Origin of the sequence: Azospirillum sp. TSO5 (assembly GCF_003116065.1) — a bacterium.
In the GTDB taxonomy this organism is placed as follows: domain Bacteria; phylum Pseudomonadota; class Alphaproteobacteria; order Azospirillales; family Azospirillaceae; genus Azospirillum.
Map to the genome: position 1 here is coordinate 1 of NZ_LGQY01000135.1, position 8,427 is coordinate 8,427.

Sequence of the window (8,427 nt, forward strand, 5' to 3'; positions counted from 1 at the left end):
GGGAGAGCGGCTGTTCGCCGGCTTGCAGAGCCTCGCCCCCGACCGGGCGACCCGCCAGTCGGCCGGCGGATCGCTGGAAACCGGGCACCGCCCGACCCGGCTGATGACGGTGGCGGCGGATGCCTTCGCCTCCCTCGACGGCGTGCGGCACGAAGCCCGGCCGCTCGACCTCGCCGCTCCGGTGACCGCTGGGGAAGAAGTCCTGCCGCGCCTGGGCGGCGCCCGCCGGCTGGCCGTCGATCCCGACGCCCTGTCGCTGTCGGAAACCGACTTCATCCTCAGCGCCGGCAACGGCGTGACCGACTGGCGGAGCTTCGCCGAGTTGGGCGAAGCGCTGGGCGCCACCCGCGCCGGCAGCCGTGTGGTCTGCGACGCCGGCCATCTGCCGCGCGAACGACAGGTTGGTGCCTCCGGCACGGTGGTCAGCGCCCGCTGCTACCTCGCCTTCGGCATCGCCGGCGCACCGCAGCATCTTCAGGGCATCACCGGCGTCCGCCATGTGATCGCCGTCAACACCGACCTCCACGCCGAGATGATCAAGCGGGCCGACCTGTCCATCGTCGCCGATGCGCAGGACGTCATGCCCGCCCTGATCCGGCTCATCCGGGAGCGCCGCCATGCATAATGTCGCCGTCCTGCTGTCCGTCGGTCGCCATCCGGTTTCGGGCCGCGCCCGCCGTGCCGTCACCGACGCACAGGCACTGGAAATGGCGCTGGCATTGCGCCCGCGGCGGCTGACGGCGATCCATGCCGGCCCCGCCGCCGACGGCGAGGCGCTGCGCGCCTATCTGGGCATGGGGCTGGAGCGGCTGACGCTGCTGGTCCTGCCGGAGGGAAGCGATCCGGTTGAACCGCTGATCGCCCATCTTCGCCAGTTCGACCCGTCACTGGTCCTGACCGGACGGCAGGCGGAGGACGGCGAGGGCAGCGGCATGCTGCCCTATTTGATCGCCCGCGGCCTTGATGCCGCCGTCGTTCCCGATGTGGTGCGGATCGGCTCCGCCGATGCGCCGGACTCCATGCCGGGTGCGGTCGACCTCGTTCAGGCGCTGCCGCGCGGACAGCGGCGGGCATTGATCGCAACCGGCCGCCTCATAGCGACCGTCCATCCTTCCGCCCCGCCCGCCCGCGCCTCGGCCTTCGGCCCAGCCCGGCGGGGCGTCATCGAGCCGGTGGCGGCCCAGGCGACCGCCGACCTCTTCCTGTCGGACTGTGAGCATCGGCCATGGCGACCAAAGCCCAAGCTGATGCGCGTGAAGCGCGGCGGCTCGGCGCTGGACCGGCTGAAAGCCGCGACCGAGAGCAAGAGCGGAAAAGGCCAACTGCTGGTCAACCCGACAGCCGAAGCGGGGGCGCTGGCCATCTACGACAGCCTCGTCGAACAGGGAATGCTTCCATGACCATGCAAAACGATCCTCCCAGTACCACAGGTCGCGCTGTCGCCAATCGAGAGGAGGCCTGTCGATGAACACGATGATGCGAAGCGCGGTTTCGGTCGGTGGACCGGCCAGCCTGGGCTTTCCCCGCGGCGCTGCCAGGACAAGCGTCGGCGATGACGCGGCGGTCCGGCTGGAAGTGCGGAACGTCTACAAGGTCTTCTCCGCCGATCCCAAACCCGCGTTGACCATGCTGCGCCAGGGCGCCAGCAAGGCGGAGGTTCTGGAGAAACTGAACGTCAATGTCGGCGTGCTGGATGCCAGCTTTCAGGTCCGTTCGGGCGAAATCTTCGTCATCATGGGGCTGTCGGGGTCCGGCAAATCCACCATGATCCGACTGCTGAACCGGCTGATCGAACCCAGCAGCGGCGAGATCCTGCTCGACGGCAAGGATCTGGTCAGCATGTCCAAGTCCGAACTGATCCAGGCCCGCCGCCGCAACATGGGCATGGTCTTCCAATCCTTCGCTCTGATGCCGCACTTGAGCGCGCTGGACAATGCCGCCTTCGGCCTGGAAATCTCCGGTGTGTCCAAGGCGGAGCGGCACAAGGCGGCGCAGCAGGCGCTGGAGCAGGTCGGGCTTGGCGCCTATGCCAGCCGCTATCCGCGCGAGATGTCGGGGGGCATGCAGCAGCGGGTCGGCCTCGCCCGCGCATTGGCCAACGATCCCACCATCCTGCTGATGGACGAGGCTTTTTCCGCCCTCGACCCGCTGATCCGCACCGAAATGCAGGACGAACTTCTGCGCCTGCAACGCGAGCATCAGCGCACCATCGTCTTCATCTCCCACGATCTGGACGAGGCGATGCGCATCGGCGACCGCATCGCCATCATGGAAGGCGGCCGCATCGTACAGGTCGGCACGCCCTATGAAATCCTCAGCCGCCCGGCCGACGATTACGTCCGCTCCTTCTTCCGCAACGTCGATGCCTCCAAGGTGCTGCGGGCCGGCGACGTGGCGCGCTACGAGGCGACCAACACGGTCATCCGCCTGCCCGGCGAACTGGCCCCCGCCCTGCAGCAGCTGCGCGAGAACCACCACAATTTCGGCTATGTGCGCACCCAGGACGGCCGCTTCGAAGGCATCGTCTCGCAGACGACGCTGGAGCGCGAACTGAACGGGCCGCAGCCGCGCTTCGTCAACGCCTTCCTGCCCGACGTCCGCACAGTCAACGCTGCAACGCCCGTCCATGCCCTGCTCGCGCTCGTCGCCGACACCGAATGGCCGGTGCCCGTCGTCGACGACGATCACAACTTCCTCGGCGCCATTTCACGCGCCCTCATGCTCCACACCTTGGTTCGGGGGGATTGACCGATGGAGTCCGAAATCAGAATCGGCAAGTGGGTCGAGGAGTTGGTCAGCTTCATGCTCGACCATTTCCAATCGACCTTCGACACGATCGCGACGGTGGTGAACGGCTTCGGCGGCGCCATCGACTATGTGCTGGTCGGGACACCGGCCTGGCTGCTGATCGGTCTGCTCGTCGCCATCTCCCTCTGGCGCGTCGGCGTCGGCTTTGCCATCTTCACGGTCGCCGCCCTGCTGCTGATCGCCGGGATGGGGCTGTGGACGGAGACCGCCTCCACCCTGGGTCTGGTGCTGACCGCCACCCTGCTCAGCCTGCTGATCGGCGTTCCGCTGGGCGTCTGGATGGCGCGCAACCGCGTGGTCGAAAGCATCGTCCGCACCACGCTGGACTTCATGCAGACCATGCCGGCCTTCGTCTATCTGATCCCGGCCGTGATGTTCTTCGGCCTGGGCCGGGTGCCTGGAATCCTCGCCACCGTCATCTTCGCCATGCCGCCGGCGGTGCGCCTGACGTCGCTCGGCATCCAGCAGGTGCCGGCCGAGATCGTGGAGGCCGGAAAGGCCTTCGGCTGCCATGACCGCCAGCTTCTGTTCAAGGTGCAGCTGCCGAACGCCCTACCCTCGATCATGGCGGGCGTGAACCAGACGATGATGATGGCGCTGTCGATGATCGTCATCGCCTCCATGATCGGCGCCGGCGGCCTGGGCAACGTGGTGCTGCAGGGCATCCAGCGTCTGGACATCGCGCTCGGCTTCGAAAGCGGCCTCAGCGTCGTGCTGCTGGCCATCGTTCTCGACCGCATCACGCAAAGCTTCGGCCGGACCGCCTCCGCCCCGCGCCCGGCACGCTTCGCGTTCCTGCGGCGGTTCCTGCCGGTGCCTGCACGGTGAGCGCGGGGGCTCTTCCGGAAGGGGGCTTCGCCACCGCTCTTCCGGCGCGGCCCGTGCCGCCCCACGGGCCGCGGCTGCATGGTGACATAGGAGGCGGCATACGGGTGGAGCGGCTGACCGGCGCCGCCCTGGCCGACCGGGTGGCGGAGCTGGCGGTCCTGCGTCTGGCGGTGCTGGGCGAGTTCCCTTTTCTCTATTCCGGTTCGTCCGCGTACGAAGAACGCTATCTGTCCGGTCTCGGCGGCCTGCCGGGCGGGCTCATCCTGGCCGCTTTCGAGCGCAACCACATGGTCGCGGCCGTCACTGGCGCACCGCTCGACCAGGAATTGGACGCCTTGCGCGACCCGTTCACCCATGCAGGCTGCAACCCGCGCTCGATCTTCTATTTCGGTGAGGTGGTGGTCCTCCCCTCCCATCGCGGGCGTGGGGTCGGGACCGCCCTGTTGGAAATCGGCGAATCCCGCATACGTGAAACCGGCCGTTTCGCGTCGATCGCCTTCGGCGAGATCGTGCGTTCCGTCGACCATCCCCGCCGCCCGAACACCTACCGGACGCCCGATGCCGCGTGGCGGCGGCTGGGCTATCGGCTGGAACCGGAGATCGGCGGAACCCTGTCCTGGTGCGACGCCGGCGACCGGGAGGAGACCGCCAAACCCCTCCGCTTCTGGGTCAAGTCCCTCGCCACCAGCATCGGACCATGACGCATGCCGCAGGACGGCCTAGTCTTCGACAGTTCGACCGGAGATCGCGCGGGACGACTATTGCCCGCGGGTGGAGCAGGTGCTGGAGTACATCCGCGCGGGCGATCGGTGTTCGACTTGTCCCGCCTGCTGGCGCTCAGCCCCGCCCCCCTTCTCGGCCTGCCTGACGCTTCCCGGCGGGGCCGGTCTGGCCAGCGCCTCGCCGGAGCGCTTCATCCGGCTGCATGGAAACCCGCCCGATCAAGGGAACCCGCCCGCGCGGCGCCTGTTGCGGATCGGTCGCCTGGATCGGCTTCGACGGGGCGATGGACAGCAGCATCGTCATCCGCACCCTGGCCGTCACAACCCGACCGCGTCATCGCCCAGGTCGGCGGCGGCATCGTCGCCGATTCCTATCCCGGCCGCGATCATGACGGGATGATGGTGATTGAACCGGCCAGGATCACGACGCCGACACCGAACGAAGAGTTAGCGACAGGGGGCCATTTCGGCGCGGCCATTCGACCACGTCGCCGGCCCGTCCGCCCATCAGCGCCTCGCCCAACGGGGATTGCCAGCTGATCCGGCCGGCGGCGGGATCGGCCTCCTCGCCGCCCACCAGCGTGAACGTCCATCGGCGCCCATTCTCATCCTCGGCGACGACAACGGAGCCGAACCCGACCTCCTCCGCCGAGCCGGCCGGGCGCATCACCACGGCGGCGGCCAGACGGGCGCGGAGCAGGTCGGCGCGCCGCTTCGCGCTGCTTATCGCCTGCCGGTCCTCCGGCGCTTCGGAGCCGCGCAGATTCGCAACCTCGGCATCGGCCGCGGCAAGCTCCTCCTGCCAGGCGGCAACGGTGACGGCGGACACATGCAGCGGGCCGGTGATCTGCGGCAGCGGCCCCTCGGTTTCGGCGTCGCTTTCCTTGACGAAGGCGCGGCTCATGTCTCCCCCCTCAACCCAGCAGCGCCATGGCGGCGGCGGGGGCGCAACTGGCGACCCAATCCTGACCGGGGGCACCCACCACATCGCAGAAATCATGGTAGGGACGGCCCAACCGGGCGGCCACCTCCTTCACGACGACCCGCCCGACGCCGGCTCCGACCACGGGCGCATCGACCGGAAGGGGCGGGACCCCGGCCGACAGCACGCGGCAGGCGGCATCGTGGATGCGGCGCAGCTGGCGTTCGGTCAGATCGGCGGCCATCGCCCGCCAGACCGCCGGATCGTAATCGTCGGCGTCGTGGCCAACCATGCGGGCCAGACGGCGCAGGCTGGCCGCGACCGTCTTCGCCCCGTTGTCGGCGGCGGGATGCTGGTCAGTAGCCTCGTCCAGCCGGCCCAGCACGCGGTAGAGGTCGGCACTGGTGGCGAAATACTCGGCCATCATCGGCAACCGCTCGCCAGCGACGAGCGCGGTGCGCTCCATCGCCATCACCGCCGTGCGGGTCAGCCCGGTATAGAGCAGTTCCTCCACCGCCATCCGCTCGTGATCGGTGACGCCGCGCGCCACCACCGCGCCGTCGCGCACCGGGACGACGTCCGTGGTGGTGCTGCCCATGTCGACCAGCAGCGCCGCAGGCAGGAGCCGGGAGACCACCGCGGCGGTCGCCATCCAGTTGGCGGAGGCCACGTCCATCACCTGTCCCCGCGCCTCCTGTGGCGACAGCAATCCGCGCCTGCCGGCATAGACGCGCAGCCGCCCCTGCGGCAGGGCCGCCGCCATCCGGTCGATCAGCGTGTGCACGCCCTGGGCGCGGTCGTCGAACAGATCGACCAGTTCGCCGGTCATCGTCACCACATGGTCGGCGTTCACCGGCAGGCGCTCCAGCACCGTAGTCAGCGCAGCATCCAGCTCTCCCATCCCTTGCCAGAGCCGGCAGGGCACCTGGACCGCATCGCGCAGCCGGCCATCCTCCGCCCAGGCGGCCTTCAGGTGGGCGCCGCCGATGTCCCAGCCGATCACGATCGAACCACGGGTGTCAGGCATGTGCGTCCTCCCGGCCCGCATCGGCCGATCTTGGGTGGAACAGAGTCAGGATGTCGCCCGCCGGGTTCCAGCCCAGCACCCGCGACAGCCCGGAGTAACCGACGGACAGGCGCGGGTTCACCTCCACCACAACCGGACCTTTCGCCTCCGGACCATCAGGCCGGTCGATGACGTCGACGGCGACATAGCCGCGCAGGCCAGGAATCGCGGCGGCGATGGCGCGAGCCAGCGGCTCCCAGGCGGCACGGCGGTGCTCCATCGCCCCGACCTCCACGCCATGGAAGGAGAAGCAGTCGCTCCCGCGCTCCACCGTCTGACGGTTGCAGCCGAGCAGCCGCACCCCGCCGGTATCGTCGACCAGCATGGACAGGCTGCACGCCTCGCCCTCGACCAGCGGCTGCACGATCCAGCGCCCGTCATGCGGCGGCGTCCAGGCGGCGATGTCGTCGACGATGAAGGTGTCGAGGCAACCGGCGCCGTCGTCCGGCTTCACCACATGGCGAGCGGCGGGCGGTGGCGGGGCGCCGAAGGGCACAGTGGGAATGGTCGCGATGCCGTGCGCGGCCAGCCGCGCCGCCGTCGCCGTCTTCGACGACGCAAGAGCGATGGCCTCGGGGGCGCAGGCGACCACCGGACGACCGGTGCCGCGGAAAAGAGCCACGACGTGGCCCAGCAGCCCGTCGCTTTCCGGCGCGATCGGCCAGACCACGTCGCACCGGTCGGCGGCATCGCACCAGCGCGCCTCATGATCCTCGCCCGGCGCCACCGGGAACAGGGCGACACGGTCGGCCGGGAAGGACGGCGGGGCAAGGCGGTTGTCCCAGCACAGCGTGACGTGTATTCCGTCCAGCGCGACCAGATCACCGACCAGGGCCGCGACCATCGCGTTGGCCTCATCCATCAGGTCGGTCGGAAGCGGCCCATTGCACAGCGCGCCGCCGGTGACATACTCGCAGACCAGAACCCGACGAAGGCTGTTCTCCATGGACATCGTTCCCGTCATCGACCTGCTGGGCGAGCAGGTGGTTCATGCCAAGCGGGGGGAGCGCGACCGCTACCGCCCCATCGAAAGCGCGCTGACCGCAGGATCCGCACCACAGGATATCGTGGCCGCGCTGCTGGCGCTGCAACCCTTCCGCGCCTGCTATGTCGCCGATCTCGACGCGATCAGGGGAAATGGCGACCACCGTTCCACCGTCGCGGCACTGCAGGCGCGCTGGCCGGAGGTGGCCTTCTGGGTCGATGCAGGACTGGCGACGCCCGACGATTGTCGCCGCTGGCTCGACGCCGGGATCCGGCATCTGGTGATCGGCAGCGAAAGCCAGTCGGACGGCGCGACGCTGGACGCGGCACTGGCGCTGGCCGGAGTAGACCGGCTGGCGCTGTCGCTGGATGTCCGGCGGGGAGTGCCGCTGGGACCTGCGGCGCTGCATGAGGATGCCGGCCGCTGGCCCGCGCGCGTGATCGCCATGACGCTGGACCGGGTCGGCTCGGGCGAGGGGCCGGACCTGGACCGCATCGCCACGTTGGCGGCCCGACGCCCGGGGGTTCGGGTGTGGGGGGCCGGCGGCGTGCGGGATGCGGCGGATCTGGACGCGCTGGCCGCGCACGGCGCCGATGCCGTGCTGGTGGCCAGCGCTCTCCACGACCGGCGCCTCGACGCCGGAACGCTCGCCCGCTTCGCGTCCGGTCAGTTGGCGGCGAAGGGGTGAACCGCTCCGGCAACCCGTCCAACGCCAACTTGACGGTGCCCCACCGGTGCAGGGCCGTCCTGTCGTTACACCTTTTGCAGTACCCTGATCGATCGCCGCCGATCTTGATGCACGTCAATGCTGCGGACCGTCAGACGGATAGCCTGGATCGATAGCATGGACCGTCGAACCGGTCCTTCCGGAGACGGCCGATGACTCTGCCGCTGACCGACCACGGATCGAGCCACGGACGCTCGACCACCCCGGCCCCACCAGCCCAGCGCGCCTTCCGGCACTCGGGCTGGCTGCTGGGGATCCTGCTCACGCTGTTGGGCGCGGCGGGGCTGCTCTATCACACCATGGGCACCCAGACCGCCGCTCCCGCCTATCGGACCGGACCGGGGACGCGCGGCGCGGTCACCGCATCGA

At 69.5% G+C, this 8,427-nt stretch carries 10 protein-coding genes; 7 read left to right on the top strand and 3 right to left on the bottom strand.

What is annotated here, in order from left to right; all coding sequences use genetic code 11:
• From TSO5_RS28640 to TSO5_RS28660, 5 genes are all read left to right on the top strand, one after another.
• A partial coding sequence (locus TSO5_RS28640; protein WP_146203851.1) for an FAD-binding protein occupies nucleotides 1-625 on the top strand: 625 nt, incomplete at its 5' end.
• A complete protein-coding gene (locus TSO5_RS28645; protein WP_109154797.1) occupies nucleotides 618-1,400 on the top strand; it encodes an electron transfer flavoprotein subunit beta in 783 nt (260 codons plus the stop codon). The genes TSO5_RS28640 and TSO5_RS28645, both read left to right, overlap by 8 nt.
• Before the next feature lie 64 nt (nucleotides 1,401-1,464).
• Nucleotides 1,465-2,748 carry a glycine betaine/L-proline ABC transporter ATP-binding protein ProV gene (gene proV / locus TSO5_RS28650; RefSeq protein WP_109154798.1) on the top strand — a complete coding sequence of 428 codons (1,284 nt, stop codon included), beginning with the start codon at nucleotides 1,465-1,467 and terminating at the stop codon, nucleotides 2,746-2,748.
• Between the two features lie 3 nt (nucleotides 2,749-2,751).
• Complete coding sequence (locus TSO5_RS28655) at nucleotides 2,752-3,636, top strand: proline/glycine betaine ABC transporter permease (protein WP_109154799.1); 885 nt, start codon at nucleotides 2,752-2,754, stop codon at nucleotides 3,634-3,636.
• A gap of 104 nt (nucleotides 3,637-3,740) precedes the next feature.
• Nucleotides 3,741-4,337, top strand: a complete 597-nt coding sequence (locus TSO5_RS28660; RefSeq protein WP_247871008.1) for a GNAT family N-acetyltransferase — start codon at nucleotides 3,741-3,743, stop codon at nucleotides 4,335-4,337.
• 442 nt (nucleotides 4,338-4,779) lie between these two features.
• Here TSO5_RS28660 and TSO5_RS28670 read toward each other — a convergent pair whose 3' ends face one another.
• From TSO5_RS28670 to TSO5_RS28680, 3 genes are read right to left on the bottom strand one after another with little or no spacing between them, the layout of a single operon-like run.
• Nucleotides 4,780-5,262, bottom strand: coding sequence for a GreA/GreB family elongation factor (locus tag TSO5_RS28670; RefSeq protein ID WP_109154801.1), 483 nt, complete (start codon nucleotides 5,260-5,262; stop codon nucleotides 4,780-4,782).
• Nucleotides 5,263-5,272: 10 nt separating this feature from the next.
• A complete protein-coding gene (locus TSO5_RS28675; RefSeq protein ID WP_109154802.1) occupies nucleotides 5,273-6,307 on the bottom strand; it encodes a hydantoinase/oxoprolinase family protein in 1,035 nt (344 codons plus the stop codon).
• A complete protein-coding gene (locus TSO5_RS28680; RefSeq protein WP_109154803.1) occupies nucleotides 6,300-7,292 on the bottom strand; it encodes an ATP-grasp domain-containing protein in 993 nt (330 codons plus the stop codon). The genes TSO5_RS28675 and TSO5_RS28680 overlap by 8 nt, the downstream gene beginning before the upstream one ends.
• Between TSO5_RS28680 and TSO5_RS28685 the strand changes: the two genes are divergently transcribed.
• Together TSO5_RS28685 and TSO5_RS28690 are read left to right on the top strand one after the other, a co-directional pair.
• Nucleotides 7,291-8,019 (top strand): HisA/HisF-related TIM barrel protein, encoded by a 729-nt coding sequence (locus TSO5_RS28685; RefSeq protein WP_109154804.1) that lies wholly within the window; start codon nucleotides 7,291-7,293, stop codon nucleotides 8,017-8,019. The genes TSO5_RS28680 and TSO5_RS28685 overlap by 2 nt on opposite strands.
• Before the next feature lie 191 nt (nucleotides 8,020-8,210).
• Nucleotides 8,211-8,427 (top strand): hypothetical protein (locus TSO5_RS28690; RefSeq protein WP_146203852.1); only part of this gene is annotated, 217 nt, incomplete at its 3' end.